This window comes from Streptomyces sp. YJ-C3 (assembly GCF_053891275.1).
This window is the reverse complement of sequence record NZ_CM132685.1, coordinates 4,694,360-4,715,361: the sequence shown is the minus strand read 5'-3', so window position 1 is coordinate 4,715,361 and position 21,002 is coordinate 4,694,360. Positions and strand designations below refer to the sequence as shown.

General features: G+C 70.1%; 14 protein-coding genes, 2 tRNA genes and 1 pseudogene. 8 read left to right on the top strand and 9 right to left on the bottom strand.

Translation table 11 applies throughout. From position 1 onward, the window contains the following. Nucleotides 1-11: 11 nt before the first annotated feature. On the bottom strand, nucleotides 12-572 hold the full coding sequence (locus ACVHNB_RS21020) for a flavin reductase family protein (RefSeq protein WP_428957190.1): 561 nt from the start codon (nucleotides 570-572) through the stop codon (nucleotides 12-14). A 312-nt stretch (nucleotides 573-884) separates the two neighbouring features. On the opposite strand from ACVHNB_RS21020, the gene ACVHNB_RS21015 reads away from it, so the two are divergent. After that, nucleotides 885-2,093, top strand: a complete 1,209-nt coding sequence (locus ACVHNB_RS21015) for an acyl-CoA dehydrogenase family protein (RefSeq protein WP_428957191.1) — start codon at nucleotides 885-887, stop codon at nucleotides 2,091-2,093. Nucleotides 2,094-2,100: 7 nt separating this feature from the next. On the opposite strand, the gene ACVHNB_RS21010 is transcribed toward ACVHNB_RS21015, so the two are convergent. Together ACVHNB_RS21010 and ACVHNB_RS21005 are read right to left on the bottom strand one after the other, a co-directional pair. Further along, on the bottom strand, nucleotides 2,101-3,465 hold the full coding sequence (locus ACVHNB_RS21010; protein WP_456225549.1) for a PucR family transcriptional regulator: 1,365 nt from the start codon (nucleotides 3,463-3,465) through the stop codon (nucleotides 2,101-2,103). Nucleotides 3,466-3,670: 205 nt separating this feature from the next. Next, nucleotides 3,671-4,699 (bottom strand): hypothetical protein, encoded by a 1,029-nt coding sequence (locus tag ACVHNB_RS21005; RefSeq protein ID WP_428957193.1) that lies wholly within the window; start codon nucleotides 4,697-4,699, stop codon nucleotides 3,671-3,673. 304 nt (nucleotides 4,700-5,003) lie between these two features. On the opposite strand from ACVHNB_RS21005, the gene ACVHNB_RS21000 reads away from it, so the two are divergent. Beyond that, nucleotides 5,004-5,231, top strand: coding sequence for a hypothetical protein (locus ACVHNB_RS21000; protein ID WP_428957194.1), 228 nt, complete (start codon nucleotides 5,004-5,006; stop codon nucleotides 5,229-5,231). Between the two features lie 363 nt (nucleotides 5,232-5,594). Here ACVHNB_RS21000 and ACVHNB_RS20995 read toward each other — a convergent pair. Continuing rightward, nucleotides 5,595-5,672 (bottom strand) — tRNA-Ser (locus tag ACVHNB_RS20995). 888 nt (nucleotides 5,673-6,560) lie between these two features. Between ACVHNB_RS20995 and ACVHNB_RS20990 the strand changes: the two genes are divergently transcribed. Next, complete coding sequence (locus ACVHNB_RS20990; RefSeq protein ID WP_428957195.1) at nucleotides 6,561-8,204, top strand: GMC family oxidoreductase; 1,644 nt, start codon at nucleotides 6,561-6,563, stop codon at nucleotides 8,202-8,204. Nucleotides 8,205-8,531: 327 nt separating this feature from the next. Here ACVHNB_RS20990 and ACVHNB_RS20985 read toward each other — a convergent pair. Both ACVHNB_RS20985 and ACVHNB_RS20980 read right to left on the bottom strand, forming a co-directional pair. Next, nucleotides 8,532-9,295: pseudogene (locus ACVHNB_RS20985) on the bottom strand (IS5 family transposase). Nucleotides 9,296-9,817: 522 nt separating this feature from the next. After that, the gene (locus ACVHNB_RS20980; protein WP_456225548.1) at nucleotides 9,818-10,597 is read right to left on the bottom strand and encodes a class I SAM-dependent methyltransferase; all 780 of its coding nucleotides are present in this window, start codon (nucleotides 10,595-10,597) and stop codon (nucleotides 9,818-9,820) included. Between the two features lie 336 nt (nucleotides 10,598-10,933). On the opposite strand from ACVHNB_RS20980, the gene ACVHNB_RS20975 reads away from it, so the two are divergent. The 4 genes from ACVHNB_RS20975 (at nucleotide 10,934) to ACVHNB_RS20960 (ending at nucleotide 18,686) form a co-directional block, all read left to right on the top strand. Beyond that, complete coding sequence (locus tag ACVHNB_RS20975; RefSeq protein ID WP_456228919.1) at nucleotides 10,934-13,975, top strand: glycosyl hydrolase; 3,042 nt, start codon at nucleotides 10,934-10,936, stop codon at nucleotides 13,973-13,975. Nucleotides 13,976-14,024: 49 nt separating this feature from the next. After that, on the top strand, nucleotides 14,025-15,284 hold the full coding sequence (locus ACVHNB_RS20970) for a glycoside hydrolase family 3 protein (protein ID WP_456225547.1): 1,260 nt from the start codon (nucleotides 14,025-14,027) through the stop codon (nucleotides 15,282-15,284). A gap of 604 nt (nucleotides 15,285-15,888) precedes the next feature. Beyond that, nucleotides 15,889-17,544, top strand: a complete 1,656-nt coding sequence (locus tag ACVHNB_RS20965; protein ID WP_456225546.1) for a PP2C family protein-serine/threonine phosphatase — start codon at nucleotides 15,889-15,891, stop codon at nucleotides 17,542-17,544. A 5-nt stretch (nucleotides 17,545-17,549) separates the two neighbouring features. Beyond that, nucleotides 17,550-18,686 (top strand): cobalamin B12-binding domain-containing protein, encoded by a 1,137-nt coding sequence (locus ACVHNB_RS20960; protein WP_456225545.1) that lies wholly within the window; start codon nucleotides 17,550-17,552, stop codon nucleotides 18,684-18,686. Nucleotides 18,687-18,728: 42 nt separating this feature from the next. Here ACVHNB_RS20960 and ACVHNB_RS20955 read toward each other — a convergent pair. Together ACVHNB_RS20955 and ACVHNB_RS20950 are read right to left on the bottom strand one after the other, a co-directional pair. Beyond that, nucleotides 18,729-18,804, bottom strand: a tRNA-Trp gene (locus ACVHNB_RS20955). 145 nt (nucleotides 18,805-18,949) lie between these two features. Beyond that, nucleotides 18,950-19,474 (bottom strand): cupin domain-containing protein, encoded by a 525-nt coding sequence (locus ACVHNB_RS20950; RefSeq protein ID WP_428957775.1) that lies wholly within the window; start codon nucleotides 19,472-19,474, stop codon nucleotides 18,950-18,952. 278 nt (nucleotides 19,475-19,752) lie between these two features. Here ACVHNB_RS20950 and ACVHNB_RS20945 point away from each other — a divergent pair, with 278 nt between their 5' ends. Further along, nucleotides 19,753-20,487 carry a D-Ala-D-Ala carboxypeptidase family metallohydrolase gene (locus ACVHNB_RS20945; RefSeq protein ID WP_456225544.1) on the top strand — a complete coding sequence of 245 codons (735 nt, stop codon included), beginning with the start codon at nucleotides 19,753-19,755 and terminating at the stop codon, nucleotides 20,485-20,487. 92 nt (nucleotides 20,488-20,579) lie between these two features. Here the strand turns inward: ACVHNB_RS20945 and ACVHNB_RS20940 are convergent, their stop codons facing one another. Beyond that, entirely contained in the window at nucleotides 20,580-20,945 is a 366-nt protein-coding gene (locus ACVHNB_RS20940; RefSeq protein ID WP_428957201.1) for a VOC family protein, read from the bottom strand. Nucleotides 20,946-21,002 lie beyond the last annotated feature (57 nt).

Sequence of the window (21,002 nt, the reverse complement as noted above, 5' to 3'; positions counted from 1 at the left end):
GGCGCCCTCCGTCAGATGTCCCACCAGCCGAAGGACCGGGTGGGGACGTGCACACCGCGGGCGCGGTCGAGACGGACCAGTTGGCCGCGATGGAAGATCAGGGGCCCCCGGCTGTGATCGGCGGCGGCCAGCCCTCGCACCCGGCCGACGACGGCCATGTGGTCACCGGCGGGAAAGCTGTCCTCGACCTCGCACTCGATCCAGGCGGCCGCCCCACCCAGCCGTGGTCCCGCGGCGCCGGTGACGTCCCACTCTCCCGTGGCGAACCGGTCGGCCGTCCGGCCGGCGAACGCCGCGCACACCTGCTGCTGGTCCTCGGCCAGCACGTTCACGCAGAACGCGCCGGTCTCGACGATCGCCAGGGCGCTCGCCGAGCCCCGGCCGCAGTAGAAGACGACCAGCGGCGGTTCGAGGGACACCGAAGTGAAGCTGCCGACGGTGACGCCGACCGGGCCGCGCGGTGTCCTGGCCGCCACCACGCTCACCGAGGTCGGCACATGGCCGAGGACACGACGGAACACGGCCGGGGCGGCGGTCGTGACGGGCAGATCCGTTGAAGCGGGCAGATCCATTGCGGCAGGTGGAGACGGGAGCACAGCGACCTCCAAGGGAGCGGGAGCCGGACCGTGCGCCGTGTGCAGTCGACGGCACGGTGTGGGCCCAGTGAAACCACACCCGTCGGCCGGGGCATTGGTCCGGGCGGCCAAGCCGGGCCAGGCTTCTTGAGCCCGTGGCGCAAGCCGCCGCCGAACTGGTCCGCCGGCCCAATCCGCGCCGCCGACTCTGCGGTCCGGGCCACAGGACAGCGGTGCGGGAGCGGCGTGGAATCCCGGTAGCGGCACCTCGTCCCCCGAGGTGCCGGCCGAGCCGCCGGAAGGATCCCCATGACTACGATCACGCCCACTCCGCACGCAACTGCCGCGTCCGCCGCGGCCCTCAAGGAAAGTGCCGCCGCACTGGTTCCCCTGCTGCGGGAGAACGCGGCCCGTACGGAGGCGGACCGCAAGGTCGCCAAGGAGAACATCGCGGCCCTGACCGAGGCGGGGCTGCTCCGGCTCACCGTGCCGCGACGGCTGGGCGGTCACGAGGCGGACTTCCGTACCTTCCTGGAGGTCACGTCCGAACTCGCGCGCGGATGCGGGTCGACGGCCTGGGTGACGACCCTGATCAACGTCTGCAACTGGATGGTCGGCCTGTACCCCGACCGGGTCCAGCAGGAGGTCTGGGGCGAGAATCCGGACGCGCGGGTGTGCGGAGTGCTGGCGCCGAGCGCGACCAGCCGGGTGGTCGACGGCGGTTTCGTCGTCACCGGCCGCTGGGGGTTCGCGTCGGGCAGCCTGCACTCCCAGTGGGCCGCGGTGGGCATCCCCGTGGTCGACGCCTCCGGACAGCAGGTGGATCAGGGCGTCGCGCTGATCCCGATGACCGACCTGAGCATCGAGGACACCTGGTACGTGGCCGGCATGCGCGGCACCGGCAGCAACACCCTGGTCGCCGACGGGGTGTTCGTGCCCGAGCACCGCGTCCTGTCGGTGACGCGTGGCGTGCAGGGCGCCCACCCGACCGAACACGACGACGAGGCGCTGTACCGCTCGGCGCTGGTGCCGGTGCTCGCACTGGTCCTGGCCGGCCCCCAAGTCGGCCTGGCGCAGGCCGGGATGGACACGGTGCTGGCCTCGCTGGCCAAGGGCAAGGGGATCTCGTACACGTTCTACGAACGGGCTAGCGAAGCCCCGTCGACGCAGATCCAGATGGCGGAGGCGGCGCAGCTCATCGACACGGCGCGGCTGCATCTGATGCGCGCGGCCGACGACATCGACACCTGGGCGGCCCGCGGGGAGCAGATGCCGTTCGGGACACGGGCCCGGGTGCGGATGGACACCGGATACGTGGCGCGCCGTTCGCGTGAGGCGCTCGACCTGCTGTTGAGCATCCAGGGCGCCGGAAGCTTCGCCGAGGCGAACCCGCTGCAGCGGATCTGGCGGGACCAGGAGACGGGCAGCCGGCACGCGGTGATCAACCCGGCCATCGCGGGGGAGTTGTACGGGCGGGTGCTCCTGGGCATCGAGGAGCAGGTCACGCCGCTGATCTGAGAGGTTCTCAGAATCGGGCACGGCGGGACGGCCTGTCACGCACGCCGTCGCGATCGCCGCACTCCGCGGCGCGCAGCACGGCGGGACCCAGCGTCCTGGCGGCTTCCAGGGCTGTCAGCACCTCGGGCAGCCGGGGCGTCACATCACGTCCGATGAGCTGTTGGGCACGCTTGACGCGGTACGTGATGGTGTTGCGCGCCACGTGCAGTTGCGCCGCCGCGACCGCCAGGCTGCGCTCGTTGCGCAGATACAGGTGCAGGGTGCGGCGCAGCTGGTCCGCGTGCCGGCTGTCCGCCGCGAGCGCCCCCAGTTCGTCCCCGACGAAGCGGCGCAGGGCGGGCAGATCGGCGGAGAGCAAGGCCGCCAGTTCCACGTCCCGGTGGTCGGCGACCGGACCGGTGCCGCCGGGGTTGAGCCGCATCACGCGGGCCGTGTGCTGAGCGTCCTCGTGCGACTGGCGGAACCCCTGCGGCCCGGAGCGCACCGAGCCGCAGGCGACACGGATCCCCTCGGCCTGCGGGACGTCGTCGGGTCCGGGGGCCACCGGGACATCGGCGCCCGGCTCGCCCCAGGCCCAGACAGTGGTCCGGTCCAGGGGGAGCACGAGGGTCGAGACGCAGCCGCGCAGGGACAGAAGTTCGGCCGCCGTCCGCCGCAGGTCGCCGTTGACGGCCGCGGGCGGTCCGTCGTACCAGGCGACGACGGCCAGGTGGCGGCCGCGCAGCCGGTAGCCGAGGACGTCGCGCGCCATGTCCTCACTGACGGGCCGGTCGTCGAGGAGGGCGCGGACCGTGTCCTCCCGGGCCGCGTCGCCACGGGCGACCCAGCGGTCGTGCTCGGCCCGGTACTCGTCCGTCATCCGGGAGGAGAACGCGTCGATGAAACCGAAGAGCAGCTCCGAGATGCGACGGAACTGTTCCGCGCGCTCGGCCGGTGCGGCGAGCTCCGCGCACGCGCCCATCAACGCCTGCGCCAGGGCGGCGTGCGCGACGCGGATACCGTGCAGCACCTTGTCCAGGCCGAGGCGGCGCCGGGCGAACTCCCGGTCCCCGAGGAGGGACTCCTCGGGGACCTTCCAGTCGGCCGCGGGATCGGCCAGCAGAAGCAGGGTGTTCAGCGTCGCGGCCTCGGTACCCATGCGGAGGATCTCGAACGGGGCCGGTCCGCCGCCCAGTTCGGGCACTTCGCGGATGACGACCTCGGCCAGTCCGTGCCCGACGCCGACAGCCCAGGCCACGGGTCCGGGGCCCAGGCGCTCCGTGGCTTCCGTGATGGTGCGCCGCGAACTCGCGGGCGAGCGCGGGACGTCGGCGGGTCCGGGAGCGACCCGGCGGATCCAGCCGACCGTGCCGGAGGGCTCGTGAGCGGTCATGACGCCGTCCTTGCCGTCGTGAGAGCAGCATCCGCGTGTGCGACACCGGCGGAGACCAAGGCGGACTCACGCGCGATCGCGGCTGATCGCCGTCTCGCCCGCCATGGCCACACACCGTAACAGCAAAACGACAACAGCGGCGATTAACGATAATTTCTTTCGTGGTTGACGCCAAGGACTCACCGGCCGCTGACCCGCCCTGACGTCAGGCCGCCCGCTCGAGCGTCGTGTCCCGCTCCGGCGACGTCCCCCATCGGAAGCACAGCTGGGCGTTCGTCGCCTGCGGCAGCGCCCACAGGGTCCGGATCTGATCCAGCTCCCGTTGCAGGGACCGCACCGAGATGTGCAGGGCGCGCGCCGCACCCTTCTGCGTCGCACCCTCCGACAGGCACCGCAGGACCGCCTTCTGCAGCTCCGACAGCAGCCCGGCCGCCGCTTCCCGGCCGCGCTCACGACGCTGCCCGTGCCACGGCTGGGCGCGCCGCCACTCCTGCTCGAACGCATGCTTGGCGAACGCGACCATGGCCCGGTCCGTGATGATCCAGGCGGCGCCGTCGGGGGCGTCCGGGATGACGTAGTTGGAGATGACGGCGACCCGTTCGTCGACGATGATCACCCGTTCGAACGGGTCGGCCAGCGTACGGAAGTGGACACCGCGCGGCGCCATCACCGACGCCCACTCGCACGTCACACCGTCGTCACGCACCGCGTCCTGGTAGAGCGTCCGATACCGCACCCCTCGCTCGAGCGCCGCGGTGTCGCGGGGGACACCGAGCTCCATCTGCTCCCGCGTCCGCGGCCCGTGCGGGTGCGCGCCGAGGAGTTCGTGCTGGGCACCTGCCAGGATCGAACCGATCCGCTCGTTGATCTCCGCCCGGTCGGCAAGGAACTCGCTGCCCGCTCCCGCCCGATGACGCGACTGAGCGAAGAGGACATTCATCTGCTCGACAGCGCCCGGCAACTCCATCAACTGCCGTGTCTGCTCCTGCAGATGCGCCAGCGCGTCCTTCGCGACCGCCCAGGCGGCCGGGGTCGGCGGCAGCGCGATCGTGTGCCCCGCCTCCTCGGCATCCCCGGCCAACCCCCACGCCCGCAACTGCTCGAGCGTCTCACCGTCCGCGGGGCCGGGCTGCTCGCCCTTCGTCAGCCTCGCGTACAGGTCGACCGCGGCCGGCGACAGCGCCCCGGGTAAAGCCCGGCCCTGCGAGTCCGCGCGCGTAGTGCGCTCTCCCACCAATCCCTCCACGATGATCAATGCCGCTTGTCGGTACGTCCGTTGGCGTACCTACGCCAGGCATCAAGACGACAGCTGTTTCGATTGAAGCGATGCCGTCGCGTACGCCAAAGTCTATCTGCGGGGCTCCTCCTGGCCCCTCCGAACCGTCTCCTCACAGGTGGCTGGCAGGTCATGGCCTGCTTGCCCATCAGGGGGGAACCGCAGGAGACGACCTTCGGGAACCACGGCACCCACACGGCCGGGAGGCCCCGATCCTCGGCTCACCGCACTGTGAGCAGCGAGAACTGAAAGGAACCACCACATGACCGTGACAGCCCGCCGGATCGGCGTCCTGATGGCCATCACCGCGGCAGCCCTCGCCGCGCTGGCCATGACCCAGAATTCGGACGCCGGCACAGTGAAGCGTGCGGACAGCGTGTGGATGACACCTGTCGACTCGCAGCCGGCCAACGAGCCGAACCAGGAAGCCGTTCCGGCGAGCGAGCCCGACCAGCCGGGCACCGTGCAGCCGCAGGACTCCGTCTGGTAGACGCCCAACAGCCACCTGTCCGGGGCTCGGACAGCGCGCACGGGACCCGTGGGGGGAAGCACCGCGCACGCTGCCCGAGCCCCACTTTCGTATGTCATCGCACGCGGTCATGCCGCACGTCGCCCTGTTCGAGGTTCACGGCTCCGTAACGCGGCCGGAGCCCGGTGAGTCACGCGGCGGCGCCAACTGCGTTGCTGGCGGCGCGGCTTCGCTGCGACAGGCGGCAACGTCGCTCGGTGAGCGACGAGATGACGGAGCCGTCCGCCTGGTTTCCCGTGGCGGACGGCTCGCGTCGTAGGCGTTCAGAGGTCAAGTCCGGTGGCGGCGACGTAAGCGTCCTGGGCCGCTGGACGACACCAGCCGAGGCCGGCGGCGGGATTCGAACCCGCGTTGCTCTCTTAGCAGGAGAAGTAGCCGCAACCTGCGCACCTGAACGCGGTCACTCTATGTGCCGCATCGGAAACCGGCACGTGAATTACGCGCCGCAGCAGAGACCGGCACGTGATCTACGCGCCGCAGCAGGGCTGCCCATGCCAGGCGGCATAGCCACCCGCCCGAAAATCGGTGGAGCCCCGATCCCGTCCGGCGCTACCGTGCTGCCGCACACGCTCGCACTGTGAAGGACCTGCCGTTGTACACCACGTGAGATTTCCCGAGCGCTGATCCGTCGCGCGGCGCACCTGCGCGCCGCGCTCCTTTTCGCTGCGGTCTTCTCACTGAAACCGGTGTATCTCTGTGTCCGAAATCTGGGTGGACGTGCCCACCTGCCTCCAGACCCTTCCCTGCCGTTGCCACGGCGCCGCCTCCGGGCGCTTCCGGGCGAACGGCAAGTCCCGCGTCACCGCGGACCACAAGCTCCTCGACGCCCGGCTCCTCGCCCTGGGCGTCGCGTACGGGGGCACCCCTGAGCTCACTGTCCTGAACCTGCTGCACGTCAACCACCCTCACCCGGTGGCCGAGTTGCTCCAGAGCCGGGTCGTACGGCGTTGCCGTGACGCAGGAGGCTCGGGTCGAACCCGGCGGCCGGCCTGGCAGTCACCGTACGGACCACCGCCGCATCGCCCGCACCGAGGCCGGTGGGCGCCCGTGCCGGTGCTGGTCAGGGGCCGGTCCGCTGTGCGGTGCGGATACTTGCGCGGCCGGACCGACTGAGCCCTGCAGGCTTCGTATTGAGTGCTTCCGAGTAGGGCCTGTCCGGCAGGATCCGACCTCCCGGACAGGCCCTACTCGCGTGCCCTGCGTGACGTGGGGCATCCCTTGCGAGGGCAGTCGTAACGCCTCCGTCCTCGGATATTGCCCCTTGAACGAGAACGTGTTTCACTGCGCCGCGTGACTGACACACCATCAGTTGTTGAGGCGGACTACATCGTCGTGGGTGCCGGCAGCGCCGGCTGCATCGTGGCACGGAGACTCGCGGATACGGGCGCGAGCGTGCTGCTGCTGGAAGCGGGAGCGAGGCGCCTGGAGCGATCGAGGGTCATCCGGGTCCCCGGCATGATCTCGATCATGCATTCCGTGCCCCAGGTCAAGAAGCGCTTCGACTGGGGCTACTACACGGTGCCGCAGAAGCATGCGGCCGACCGCAGGATCCCGTTCACCCGCGGGAAGCTGCTCGGCGGCTCCAGCGCGATCAACGGCATGCTGTTCGTGCGCGGTCACCGCCGCAACTACGACGACTGGGCCGCCGCCGGCTGCACCGGCTGGGGCTTCGACGACATCCTGCCGTCCTATCGGCGGATGGAGGACTGGGAAGGCGGCGCGGGTCCACTGCGCGGTGCCGGCGGGCCGGTGGCGGTCACCCGGCACGGCGGTCTCACCCCGGCCTCGAACGCCCTGATGGAAGCCCTCTGCGAGGCCCTGGACGCACCCCGCAACGAGGACTACAACGGCGCGGAGCAGACCGGCGTCGGCATCGTGCAGATGAGCGCCCGCGACGGTGTCCGCTACAGCGCGGCACACGCCTACCTCGGCGACGACCGGCCCTCCGGCCTCACGATACGGTCCGCCGCTCAGGTCAACCGCGTCGTCGTCGAAGGCGGCCGGGCCGTAGGCGTGGAGATCGCCGAGGGCGGGCGGCGCCAGGTCCTGCGCGCCGGACGTGAAGTCGTTCTGTCGGCAGGGGTGGTGGGGTCGGCACAGATTCTGCTGCTGTCCGGCATCGGCCCGGCCGAGCAGTTGCGCGGGCTGGGTATCGATGTCGCCGCCGATCTGCCGGTCGGGCAGAACCTGCACGACCACCTCTTCGTACCCATGACGTTCCTCGCGCCATCGGCGCAGCACCGGGGGACGGCCGGGCACTTCTTCGGCGGCATGCTCGCCGAGACGCTCCGCGGGGGCAGTTGGCTGGGGCGTACCGTCTTCGAGGCCATGGCCTTCCTGCGCACTTCGGATGCGCGGACGCCGTCGGATCAGCCCGATCTGCAACTGCACGCCCTGCCCTGGTCGTACCCGAGCCCGAACCAGGACGCGCCCGTCCGCCACAACGTCGACAGCCGGCCTGCACTGACCGTGATGCCGACGCTCATCTATCCCAAGAGTCGGGGAGAGTTGCGCCTGGCTTCGGCCGACCCGGCCGAGGCTCCGCTGATCGATCCCGGGTATCTGTCCGATCCGGACGACGGCCGTTTCCTGATCGAGGGAATGAAGCTCGTTCGCGAGGTCATGGCGCACAAGCGGCTCGACGAGGTCGTCACCGGCGAGCTCCATCCGGGACCTGCCCTCGCCGACGACGCTGCGCTCGCGCGCGAGCTGCCGCAGCGCATCCACTCCGTCTATCACCCGGTCGGCACCTGCAAGATGGGCGGGCACGACGACCCGACCGCTGTCGTCGATCCGCAGTTGAAGGTGCGCGGGATCGAGGGGCTGCGCGTCGCCGATGCCGCCGTGATGCCGTCGGTCACCGGAGGCAACACCAATGCCCCCGCCATGCTGATCGGCGAACGCTGCGCGGAGTTGATGATCGGGCAAGCCTGATCATCCAGCCGAGGGAGGGTGCTACGGAGCCGTCGGCGCGGGCTCAGTCGGGGAGGCGGCGAGCATCGACAGGACTGCGCCGCGCACCCGATCGGGCAGCACGTCCTTCGAGGAAGCGTCGAACTTGCCGTCCCCTAGGCCAGCATCCACGGCCGGTTCCCCTCGGGAGGGCCCCGGACGCTCGCCCAGGCCTGCATCCACGGCTACAGCACCGCCTACTGGTGGGCCGCGGCCGTCGGCGCGGTGGCAACGTTCACCCTCTACCGCTCCGGTCCGATCCAGGGAGCGGCGCTCCGGGACGAGCGGCACTAGGTCGTGTCCGCAAAGTCATGGGAGCCAGAGTTGTAGGCAGGCGAGGGTGACCATGGCTTGGTAGTGGCGGGCTCGTTTGTCGTAGCGGGTGGCCAGGGCCTTGTGGTGCTTGAGCTTGTTGAAGCAGCGTTCGACGAGGTTGCGGCGCCGGTAGGCGGCCCGGTTGAGTCTGCATCGGCTCTGGCCTCTGCGGATGCGGCCGTTGATCTGGTCGATTCGTTCCGGGATCGCTGCTTTGATGCCGCGTCCGCGCAGGTAGGCGCGGATCTTGACGGACGAGTAACCCTTGTCTGCGGCCACCCGCTCCGGTCTGGTGCGTGGGCGGCCCGGACCGCATCGGGCGACCCGGATGCGGGCCATCACCGCCTCGAACTGGGTGCAGTCGTTGACGTTCCCAGCGGTCAGGGTGAAGGCCAGGGGCCGGCCGAGTCCGTCGCAGGCAAGGTGGATCTTCGTGGTCAGTCCGCCGCGGGAGCGGCCGATCGCCTCGCCCGGCCAGAGCCCCCTTTTCGTGCCCCGGCCGCATGCTGATGGGCTCGCACCGTCGTGGAGTCGACACACACGATCGACCAGTCGACAGCGCCCACGGCGTCGGAATGCTGCTGGACGTGGGCCAGCAGGCGGTCCCAGGTTCCATCGGCCGACCAGCGGCGGAAGCGTTCGTAGACCGTCTTCCACGGGCCATAGCGTTCCGGCAGGTCCCGCCAGGCCGCCCCGGTCGACAGCTTCCACAGGATTCCGTTGACGACCTGACGTCGGTCCCGCACCGGACGGCCCATCCGGGGCGGAGCCAGTAACGGCTCGATCACCGCCCAGGATTCATCGGTCAGTTCATGACGACGCACCATGAACAGACCAACGAGCCAACGACTTTGCGGACACGACCTAGCCGCTTGCCGCGCCGCCGAAGCGCTCGACGCCAGAGAACCCGCCGGACCGCCTCACGCCCGGTGAATGCGTCTCGCGCGCGTCGGCGGCGCCGCAGCCCAGCCCACGCCACCGAGGGCGGCCGCACACGCCGCGTCCACCCACGCTCCCGCACCGGGCAGAGCCATACCGGCGACGAACAGTCCCAGAACAACTCCCGCGGACACCGAGCACACCGTCCATGCCAAGTGCCGTGCTCGCACCATCAGCTCGTGGTTCCTCATCATCATCCGCGCCGTCGGTCTGCCTGCCGCTCACCCTCTTTGGACACGGTCCGGCCGACGGTGTGACGCACACGCGCCACGAGCAGCGCGAAAGGGCGGTCCTCGCGGGTCGGGATGCGATGAGTCACCGAGCGGTGTCGACGTGATGTCTCACAGTCGCCGGACGCGCAGCACGCTGGTCAGCAGAGGGAGGGTGAACCCGCCGTGGGCGGTCTCCGGCCTGCTCGCCAGGAAAGCGCGGATCCGGGCCAGCGTGGCCTCTTGTTCTCGTTCCGGCATGACCAGTATTCCCGCGCGCGTCGCGATGGTCTCCACGAGCGAGTCGGCGGTGCGCTGCTGCCCGTGCGGGAACTCGGCCTGCTCCGGTGCGCCGAACCGGGCGGTCGCACCCGTCCGCGGAAGGTGCATGTCCGCCGTCTCGGCGCGCCAACTGGCGGGCGTGTCCCGCGGACCGATGGCCGCGCTCCCGCTGACCTGCGCGAGCCCGGCAACCCACTCGGTTCGGTCGTCCATGACGTTCCACAGCCCGGCCAGGATGCCGCCGGGGGACAGGACCCTGGCGATCTCGGGCCCCGCGACCGCCATGTCGAACCAGTGCATGGCGTTCCCGGCCAGCACGGCATCGACGGACGCGTCCGGCAGCGGGATCGACTCGGCACTGCCCGACAGGGCGCGGACCGCCGGAAGCGAGCGACGCAACTCGGTCAGCATCGCCCGGTCGGGCTCGACCGCGATGACCTCGGCGCCCAGTGAGACCAGAGTGCCGGTGAGCTTGCCGGTTCCGGCGCCGAGGTCCAGCACGCGCAGGCCGGGCGCGGGCCGAAGCGCCCAACGTGCCGCGGCCTGCGCATAGTCAGGACGGTGCTCGGCGTACGCGACCGCCGCCGCGCCGAACGATGAGGCGTGAAGCAGCCGTTCGTCTCGGTCCATACGACGACGCTATCGGCGCTGCCCGCGGTCGGCCATGCCGCCTCACTCCTGACACGGGGCGTGAGCCGCGCTGCGTACGGGCGACCCGCGACGGCGGGCCGGCCGCGCGGCAGTCCCGACGTGGCCGGCAGCAGATGAACCGATCGCCGGGGGCTCCCGCTAGATCTGCGTCTTCGTTGAATCGTTCAATGCGAGAAGGTGAAATTCCGTTGCCTGCACGGCTATTGGCTTAGCGGGAACAAGTCGTTAGCGTCGTGGCCTCAATGAAACGTATCAGTCACTTCGTGGGCGCCGTCTGCCCCGATGCCGAACGGGAAGGAGGCGAGACGCGTGGCCATGCTGTCCCGCAGATCGTTGTTCGCGGCCGGAGCCGCCACCGCCACCACCGCAGCCATGGCAACGCCCGATGCCGAGCAGGCCCGGGCGGCGGAGCGCGCCGCGAACGCGTCGGTCGCGCGTGCCGAACAGGTGGAGGCGGCCAACGCCGCAAGCCTGCCCGCGCCCCTGTCGGCGGCTGCGTTCAAGTCACCGAACTCCCGCTACCGGCCCGCGGTGCGGTGGTGGTGGGCGGCGCCGTTGTCGGTCGAGGAGAGCGTGCGGGAGGTCACCGCGATCGCCGAGGCCGGCTTCGGAGAGGTCGAGATCGCCTACTCGTCGGACTCCTGGGCCAACGAGGATCAGCGCAAGAATCTGCGGGCCGTCCTCGACGCCGCGGCCTCGCTCGACATGCGGGTCAGCATGACGATGGGCGCGAACTGGCCGGTCCAGACACCCAACACGGGCGCCGGGTCCGGCTATGCGCAGCAAGAACTCCAGTACGGCCGGGCGGACGCCGAGCAGGGCCGCTTCTCGGGCGACGTGCCCTGGCCCTTCGACGACCCGGGCAAGAAGCGGAAGGCCACCCTGGTCGCCGCCACCGTGGCGCGGGTGGTCGAACGCGGCCCGGCGGCAGAGCTGCTACCGGAGAACGATCGGCCCCTGTACGGCACCCCCGTCAAGATCCCGTCCAAGTCCACGGTCCTGGAAGCCGGTTCACTGAGCGACGTCACCGGCGAAGTCGTCGACGGCAAGCTCACGTGGAAGGCCCCGGAGGCCGGTGACTGGATCGTCTTCGGCTTCTGGCGCCGCGACGGAGAGCGTGGCGTGACCAGCGTCTTCGACGCCGCGGCAGCCCGCAAAGCCACCGAGTACCTGGACGACAACCAGGTCGGCAAGGACAACGTGGACGCCTTGAAGCGGTGCGGCGGTGACTTCTTCGAGGACTCCCTCGAACTCGACGCGGACTCGCTGTTCTGGGCGCCGGCATTCGCCGAGGAGTTCAAGAAGCTGCGCGGCTACGACCTCGTACCCTTCCTGCCGTTGGCGTTCCAGCACGGCATGAGCCGCTACTGGGTTCCCACCGAGCCGCCTCGCGCCGACTTCGAGTCGTCCGACGGGCAGGCGGCCAAGATCCGGGCGGACTACTACCGGCTGCTGACCGACCTGTACATCGAGAACCACCTCAAGCCCTTCCAGGACTGGGCCCGCGGATACGGGATGACGTACAAGTCGCAGGCGGCCTACGGGCAGGACCTGGAGCCGATCCGCAGCAACCGTGAACTGGCCCGCGCCGGCGGCCGGGTGGAGGGTGAGTCGTACAACTCCGGGGACCGCTTCCCCACGGACATCCGGTTCTACGGATGGCGTTATGCCCTGGACTGGCAGCGTGCCGTGGTCGGGGGCGCCCACCAGGGCGGGGCCGTGCGGGTGTCGACCGAGTTGGGGGCCCAGCCGGAACAGTGCCACCAGGTCGACCCCGGCGACTACAAGGCGATGATCGACAAGGAGTGGGCCGCGGGGATCACCCAGCCCTTCCTGCACGGCTTCCAGTACATGAGCGCCGGGGCGGCCTGGCCTGGCAAGTACCGCTTCGGGGACAGCCTGGACAGCTTCAACGACCGGCACAACCCGCAGTGGCCGGCCCTTGCCCGGACCACCGAGTACTGGGCGCGCGGCGCCATGATCCTGGAGTCCGGCTCGCCCCGCTGCGATGTCGCCGTCTACCGTGACGGGTTCCTGACCACCGCGGCCCGCCTGTCCTCGGACGAAGGCACCCAGCCGGCCGCCCTGTTCGACACGCTCGCGCTGGAGCGCAACGGGTACTCCGTGCAGTACATCGACCCGGTCGGTCTCGCGGAGGAGGACGCCGTCGGCAAGGGCGTGCTGTGTCCGTCCGGGCCGCAGTACCGGGCGTTGATCGTCGACGAGCGTGCCGTGCCCGTCGAGGCGGCCCGGGCCATCGAGCGGGCCGTCGAGGCCGGCGTGACCGTCGTCTTCGTCGGTGATCCTCCGCGCCGCGACACCGCCTATCGCGGCGGCCACGACGCGGACGAGCAGGTCGCCGAGTCCATCGCACGAGCGCTCCGCAGCCCCCACGCGGTCCGAGCCGCCACACAGGCCGATGCCCTGCAGGCCCTGCGGGGGCGCAAGGTGCTTCCGCGTGTGTCGTGGAGCGAGGCTCACGTCCTCACGCAGCTCCGCTACGCCCACGGCGTGCGGTACGTGTACCTGTACAACCCGACGAACGACCTGGTGGAGTTCACACCCGCCATCGAGGGCACCGGGGCCGTCTCGGTGATGGACCTGTGGAACGGGAGAGTCGGAGCGGCCGCCCAGTACACGTTCGAGCACGGCCGCACCCTCGTGCCCACCCGGCTGCGTGCCCAGGAGACCCGGGTGCTGGCAGTGGACTCCCGCGGGCCGGTCCCGGTGCACGTCACCGACACCGACACCGTCCACGACGACCTCGTGGTGGCGGACGGCAGAATCGAACTCCGCACCGCCGCGGGCGGCAGTCGCACCTTCACCCTCAGCAATGGACGTCGTACGACAGTGAAGGCGCAGCCCGCGCGGATGGACGCCGCGCGGCAAGGACCGTACGCCTGGGGCCTGTCCGTCGAGGCCGAGACGCCCGACGGCCCGAAGACGATCGACATCCCCACGCTGTCGGGCACCTTCCCGCTGTGGGACTGGCGAGACCGCGAGCAGACCGCGGGCGCCTCCGGCGTGGGCACGTACACGGGCACCCTCACCGTGCCGGACCACTGGATCGGTCGCGGCAGGGGCATCCGCCTGGACCTCGGCACCGTGGAGGGCACGGCCGAGATCCACGTCAACGGCGAACAAGTAGGGACGCAGATCGTCTCCGACGTCCCCTGGGACGTCACCGACCATCTCAAGACCGGCAGCAACGAGATCAAGGTGATCGTGCGGACGACGCTGCGCAACGCCGTCACGCACTACAACAAGACGAGCACCCGCACGTCGTCCTACGGCCTGCGCGGACCGGTCATGGTCACCCCACTGGCCATCACGACCGTCCACCCGCAGGACACGTGACTCCCGCCGCCTGACCCCCTGCACATCCCCCCACACGATTGGAACGACCGTGCGATCACGTTCGCTCGCTCTCGCCGCCGCCCTGCTCGCGGTGACGGGCATGACCACCGCACTCGGCAGTCTCCCGGCCGCGGCCGACGACGCCCCCTCGTGCCCGTGGACGTACTCGGACGCGTCACCGCGGGCCCGAGCCCGCCAGGTGCTGGCGCAGATGACGCTCGACGAGAAACTGTCCATGACGCACGGCAGCCAACTCCCCGGATACGCAGGTGTCGTCGCGCCCATCTCACGCCTGTGCGTCCCTGCCCTGAACCTCCACGACGGCGGCGCCGGCGTCACTATGGGCGGCACCACGGCACTGCCCGCACCGATCGCCGCGGCCGCGACCTTCGACCCGGCCGCGGAGGAACGCTATGGGTCCGTCGTCGGGCAGGAAGCCCATACCAAGGGCATCAGCGTCAATCTCGGCCCCAACGTCAATCTGGCCCGTGATCCACGCGGCGGGCGCATCTTCGAGGGATCGGGCGAAGACCCGTACCTCACCGGCGAGATGGCGACCGCGTACATCAAGGGGGTGCAGAAGCACGGCGTGATGGCCGACCTGAAGCACATCGCGGTCAACGACGTCGAGCAGAACCGGAACAACGCCGACTCCGTCGTCGACGAACGCACCCTCAACGAGATCTACTACCCGCCGTTCGAGCAGGCCGTCCAGGAAGGCGACGCCGCCTCCATCATGGCCGCGACCAGCCTCGTCAACGGCACCCACGCCAACGAGAACGCCGAACTCCTCCAGCGCACCGCCAAGGACGGCTGGGGATTCGACGGGTTCGTCGTCACCGACTGGGACGGGGCACGCAGCACCGTGCAAGCGGCCAACGCGGGTCTCGACCTGACCATGCCGTCCGCGGGAAACTTCGGACAGGCGCTGACCGACGCGGTCCAGCAGGGCAAGGTCAGCGTCGATGTGATCGACGACAAGGTCCTCCGGCTGCTCACCAAGGAGTTCGAGTACGGCCTCTTCGACACGGCCCCCGGCACGCCGGACGCCACCGCCACCACATCCGAGCACGTCCGGGCGGCGCGGGACATCGCGGCCCAGGGTACGGTCCTGATGAAGAACGACCAGGATCACGGCAAAGCGCTGTTGCCGCTGGACGACGACAGGACCGGGTCGATCGCCGTCATCGGAGAGGCGGCGGACAAGACCCCCGTCACCGGAGGCGGCGGCAGCTCGCACGTCACGCCCGACCCGGACTCCGTGGTGAGCGTCGCCGACGGCATCCTGCCGCTGACCGGGAAGTGGTGACCCCGGCTCTCGTACGACGAGGGCCGGGATCCAGGCCCCTCACCCGACCGGCCCGGAATGCGACCGCGACGTCGCGTTCCGGGCCGGCGTGATGACGGCCCGGCAAAGGCCCAACAGATCCGGCGCGTTCTGACAGACTGCGAGGTCCTCCCGCAGCGGTGCCGACTCATGACGTTGGCATGTTCATACTGCAAGTCCGAACGGCCGTACTGCGGCCGGAGTTGTGCCGGCCCGGCTGGAAAGCACCGGGCCGGATCCCCGACGGGGGCAGTACCACTGCACCGTCGATCGCGGCAGTTTCGAACACATCGCCCGCACCGAAGTCCTTGCCCGGTGTCGGCCGTTGCCGCAGGGTACGGGCGCGAGATCCGCGGACTCCGTGGAGAAGGACGGCGGAGCGGGGCCCTGCTGGGGCGTGCGGGGGTGGTGGGGAACTCGAGGTGGGCGCCGGTGGTGTTGTGCTGGGCGGATTGTTCAGTACTCGGGGTGAGGATGTCCGGGGTATTGCGAAGTACGGGCGGTAGTCATATGCCGTCGGTAACGTTGGGGTACCTGCCTTCGAGTGGATGGGTGGTGGAGATCCGCGTCAGCGGGTTCCAGATCAATGGTCTCCTTGCCGGAGCAGAAAAGCTCTTGTGGTGTAGAAGCTGCAGCGCAGCCCTGTGACCCGTATCCGGTGGTCACAGTGGACGCGGCCGGCGTCGTGCTGTCACATAACGAGCAGGCCCGCGTTCTACTGGCACGAGTCGGTGTCGGTGTCGCCTTCGGAGAGATCGCCCCCGCATGGCTGGTCGAGGCACACCTGCAGCGTGTCAGCGGCGCGCGGGAGCAACTGCCGACCTGGGCGGGCGGCTGGATCGGCCGGCACCGCGTGAAGGCGCTCGCCGGACCGGGCGCGGACGGTGCGGTGACCTGGTGGCTGATCCGTGAAAGCCTTTCGGCGGGCGCCGCACAGGAGCTCGCGCGTGAGCGAGCCACAGCCGCACTGCTGCAGGAACTCTCCTCAGAACTGCTCGCCTCGCTGAACGTCGAACGCTGCATGGCGGTGACCGTGCAGCGAGCGGCGCGCCATCTGGCGAGTGCGGCGGTCATCGTCGCCATGGGCGACGGACACAGCTTCCCTGTGACGCGGTGCACCACCGGCGGGCCGGTGGTGCAGGAGCGTATCGCCGTGGACCCGGGGCAACTGCCGGGTCTGGCAGAGGCGTTGCTGGGGTTTCCCGCGGTGTCCTCCAGCTGGATCGATCCCCACCAGGTGCCGCCCTGGGCGATGCCCGACAGCTTCGTGGGCGACCCCTCCGACATCGGCTCGGTCATCGTGGTGCCGTTGCCGGGACACGGCGAGCCGGTCGGATGCCTCATCCTGCTGCGTCGGCGCCAGGAAGCGGCGTTCACCCCCGCCGAGGAATCCTTCGCCCAGCACTTCGCCGCACGCGCAGGCGCCGCCCTCTCCGTCGCCCGCAGCCACTCCCGCCAGGCGCGCATCACGGAACTCCTGATGCGCGACCTGCTGCCGCCCGCCCTCGGCCGGGTCCACGGCATCTCCTTCTCCGGCCGCTACCGCGCCTCGGTGGCCGGTGAACGCGTCGGCGGCGACTTCTACGACCTGTACCCCGCCGACACACCGGAAGCCGAGACCCTCGCGGTACTGGGGGACGTCTGCGGCAAAGGACTGGAAGCCGGGGTCATAGCCGGCCGGATCCGCAACGCACTCCAGGCCCTGGTGCCACTCGCCGCCGACCACACCCGCTTGCTCACCCTCCTCAACAGCGCTCTGCTCGCCTGGCACCAGACACCCTTCGTGACACTGGCCCTGGTGTCCGCGGTACGCCAGGGCGCACGCGTACGGCTGCGCATCTCGAGCGCGGGCCATCCCGCCCCGCTCATCGTGCGCACCACCGGCCGTGTCGAAGAGACCCCGACCAGCGGCACACTGATCGGCGCGTTCGCCGACCTCGAGTTCAAGACCGCCGAAGTCGCCCTGCAACCGGGCGAGTCCTGCCTGCTGTACTCCGACGGGATCACCGAAGCCCGCGGCGGGCCGCTGGGCGACGTGATGTTCAGCGAGGACAGGCTGCGCACCGTGCTGTCCCACTGCGCCGGGATGCCGGCCGAGGCAGTCACCGAACACGTACAGATGACCATGACCCAGTGGGTGGGCGAGGGTCGACGCGACGACATGGCCGTCCTCGCGATCAGCGCTCCCCGCGATCTCGACAACCGTCCGACGACGGAGCACGAGCGAACCCTGGGAAGGTGAACGGCGTGACCGCTGCCAACGACACCGACTCCCTCAACGAGCCGCGTGACCAACTGTGGGAGGCACTCGGCGACGGGGACGAGACCCGCGCCGTCGCCATCGTGCGACGCGCGCTCGCCACAGCGGATCCCCGGCAGCCGAACGCCGTGGACCGTCCGCCCGCTGAACAGCTGTCCGCCGTCGGCGAGCGGATCCTGCTCGAACTGATCGCACCCGCCCAGGAACGGGTCGGCATGGCCTGGGCGGCCAACGACCTCACGGTGGCACAGGAACACGTTGCCACCGCGATCAGCGAGCGGTGCATCGCAGCCATTGTCGATGCCACCGCGCCCGCCCTCACCGGCAGCTTCGTGGGAAGGGTTCTCGTGGCGTGTGTCGACGGCGAGTGGCACGCGCTGCCCGCACGCCTGGTCAGCGAGGTACTGCGGCTGCGGGGCTGGCGTGTCGACTATCTCGGCGCGCAGGTCCCCACCGAGCACTTGGTCGTCCACGCGGACCGCACCCGGGCACAGGCGGTGCTGCTGTCCTCGTCCATCCCGACACATCTGCCCGACGCGCACAACGCGATCATCTCGTGCCAGGGCGCCGGTATCCGGGTACTTGCCGGAGGAGCCGCATTCGGTCCGCAGGGCCGCCATGCCCGGCTGATGCAGGCCGAGTGGGCCAGGGACGCACCCGGAGCGGCCACCCTCCTCGCCCGGAACCCGACGCGACCGGGTGCGCGCACGGCCCGCCTGCCCGATGTGGACCTGCCGCACCTCGCCGACCAGGAATACACCATGGTCCGGCGGTCCAAACGGCAGTTGGTCAAGCAGACCCTCGCCGACGTCGCGACCGGATTTCCCGACATGGGCCGGTACAACGAGTACCAGCTGGAGCGCACCGTCGAGGACATCGAGTACATCGTCAGCTACCTCGCCACCGCCCTCTACGTCGACGACCCCGACCTGTTCGCGCGTTTCATCACGTGGGCCGCGGACATCCTGGCCGCCCGCGACGTCCCGCCGCGGTGCCTGCTCCCTGCCCTGAACTCGCTGCTGAGCCAGCTCAAGGATTTCCCCCGGGTGGTCGGCATTCTCACCGCGGCCCGCAACCGCCTCGTCTACCCACCGCCCGCCCAGCCGACGGCGTCACCGGGATGACGTTCACCAGGGAAGCGGGGGCGGAATCTGCCGGGTACGGAGTGGCAGGGGTGGCAGGAGTCGAACCTGCGGCATCCGGTTTTGGAGACCGGCGCTCTGGCCTCTGAGCTACACCCCTTCGACGGGCGTCAGCTTGGCATGTTCACCAGCTCTTCGGCCACGGAATATCGCCCGTGGACGTGCGCCGACGTCGGCGTGACCGGCGGGACGGTGTAGCCGCGATGGTTCCGCGTCGGCGCGGGCGGTCCGGCCTGCCGTGTCGTTCACCGCACTGCCCCTGGTCCGAAGTCCTCCTCGAAGTAGCTGTCGTGTCGCACGCGGAATTCCTTGAGTTCCTCGCTGCCGCGCCGTGACATCTCGGCGACTCTTTCGAAGTACTCCTCGCGCGGGGCGCCGGGGGAGAAGAGCATGAGCATCGACAGGGGCTCGTCCGTCACGTTCTTGAAGGCGTGCAGACCGCCGACCGGAACGTACAGGAAGTCACCGGCGCGGCCCGTCACCCACTTCTCGCCGTTGAAGAGCTCCAGTTCGCCGGAGAGGACGTAGAAGGACTCCGACATCGCCTTGTGGAAGTGGGTCCGGGCGCCGGCGGACCGCGCTGCCAGATCCACCTTGTACAGCCCGAACTCCCCGCCGGTCGACTCGTGCGTGGCGAGGTAATGGGTGGCGCCGCCGTCGGGCGAGGTGAGGTCCGCCGGGGTGTCGGCGGGACGGAAGGACGCGTTCACGACGCCCCTGTCTCCGTGGTAGCGGGGCGCGGGGTACTGCAGGTGCTCCGGGTACGACATCGTGCGCTCCTTGTCGTTGAGGTCTGCCTGCATCGTGTCCTTCGCCCACGGGGCCCGGCATCGGGCGCGAGCATGATCAGGGACAGTCCTCCGGCCGGGGCTCGGGACCTAGGACCGGCGGTGCCGAACGAACGCGCAGGAGAGAGCGGCAGGGCCCGGTCACGGCTCCGTCGTCGCGTCAAGTCGCCCATGCGCGGGCCCTATTGACGCGCGTAGCCCGTGCCGGGCAGTGTCGGGGTTCCTTGCTTCTTTCCGCATCCTTCCCCTTGGGAGGCACTGTGCTCAGACGGCACCTTCGCACCCTTCTCGCGCTTGTCATGCTCGCCTCAGCTTCGATGCTCGGCGTCGTGGTCACCACAGGTACCGCCCACGCCGACGACTGCTACACCTGGAACCGGACCCTCAGTCAGGGCGCCAGCGGCGAGGACGTCCGGCAACTGCAGATCCGGGTGGCCGGATACCCCGGCTACGGCGGAGTCATCGCGGTGGACGGACAGTTCGGACCGGCCACCAAGGCCGCGGTCACCCGTTTCCAGCAGGCGTACGGCCTGTCGGCGGACGGCGTCGCGGGTGCGCAGACGTTCAGCAAGCTCTACGCCCTTCAGGACGGTGACTGCACCCCGGTGCACTTCACCTATGCCGAGATGAACCGCTGCAACTCCGACTGGTCCGGCGGCGCCGTGTCCGCGGCCGCCGCGAAGGCGAACGCGCTGCAGCAGATGTGGAAGCTGGAGGCTCTGCGGCACGCCCTCGGCGACCGCCCGCTGACCACCAGCAGCGGCTTCCGCTCCTACGCCTGCAACAACGCGGTCGGCGGCGCGGCGACCAGTAACCATCTCTCCGGCCGCGGCATCGACCTCGTCGGCGCACCGTCGTACTGCGAGATCGTCAAGCAGGCCCGCAATCACGGCTTCAACGAGATCCTCGGGCCCGGCTACCCCGGTCACAGCACGCACGCCCACCTCGGCAGCCAGAGCTCGCGCTACTGGTCGGCGTCCTCCTGCGGTATCTGACCGAAGGCCTGTCGGGCGCGTGACCCGGTTCAGGATTCCCGCAGGCGCCGGGGATCCTGAACCGGGGCGCGGCCGGCCGGTTTCCGGCTGGATCAGACGAAGACGCAGAACTCGTTCCCTTCCGGGTCGGCCATCACATGCCACGCGATCCCTTCGTCACGTACTCGGACCACGGTCGCGCCCATGGACACGAGCCGGTCGGGGTCCCCGTACACGTCGAGGTGCATGCGGTTCTTGGTCGTCTTCTTCTCCGGTACCGGATTGATCCAGATGAGCGGCCCGCTCCCCGTCGGGTCCACGATCGGGACCGGCCAGTCGACCGGACGCGTGCTCCCGTCAGTCGTCGCACTGCGCACGTATCCGATCGCCGCGCACCACCAGTCGGCCAGTGCCTGGTGATCGACGGCATCGAGCGCCAAGTCCTTGAAGCGGGCGGGGGCTCCCTCGTTGTCTGCCATGCGCACCATGCAAGCACTGATCGCTCTCGGCAGTCCGGCCTCGGCCACGCCGGCCGG

Coding starts and splice junctions, on each gene's coding strand:
- ACVHNB_RS21020 (WP_428957190.1), bottom strand. CDS start 572: ATGGATCTGCCCGCTTCAACGGATCTGCCCGTCACGACCGCCGCCCCG.
- ACVHNB_RS21015 (WP_428957191.1), top strand. CDS start 885: ATGACTACGATCACGCCCACTCCGCACGCAACTGCCGCGTCCGCCGCG.
- ACVHNB_RS21010 (WP_456225549.1), bottom strand. CDS start 3,465: ATGACCGCTCACGAGCCCTCCGGCACGGTCGGCTGGATCCGCCGGGTC.
- ACVHNB_RS21000 (WP_428957194.1), top strand. CDS start 5,004: ATGACCGTGACAGCCCGCCGGATCGGCGTCCTGATGGCCATCACCGCG.
- ACVHNB_RS20980 (WP_456225548.1), bottom strand. CDS start 10,597: ATGGACCGAGACGAACGGCTGCTTCACGCCTCATCGTTCGGCGCGGCG.
- ACVHNB_RS20975 (WP_456228919.1), top strand. CDS start 10,934: ATGCTGTCCCGCAGATCGTTGTTCGCGGCCGGAGCCGCCACCGCCACC.
- ACVHNB_RS20965 (WP_456225546.1), top strand. CDS start 15,889: ATGGTCTCCTTGCCGGAGCAGAAAAGCTCTTGTGGTGTAGAAGCTGCA.
- ACVHNB_RS20950 (WP_428957775.1), bottom strand. CDS start 19,474: ATGTCGTACCCGGAGCACCTGCAGTACCCCGCGCCCCGCTACCACGGA.
- ACVHNB_RS20940 (WP_428957201.1), bottom strand. CDS start 20,945: ATGGCAGACAACGAGGGAGCCCCCGCCCGCTTCAAGGACTTGGCGCTC.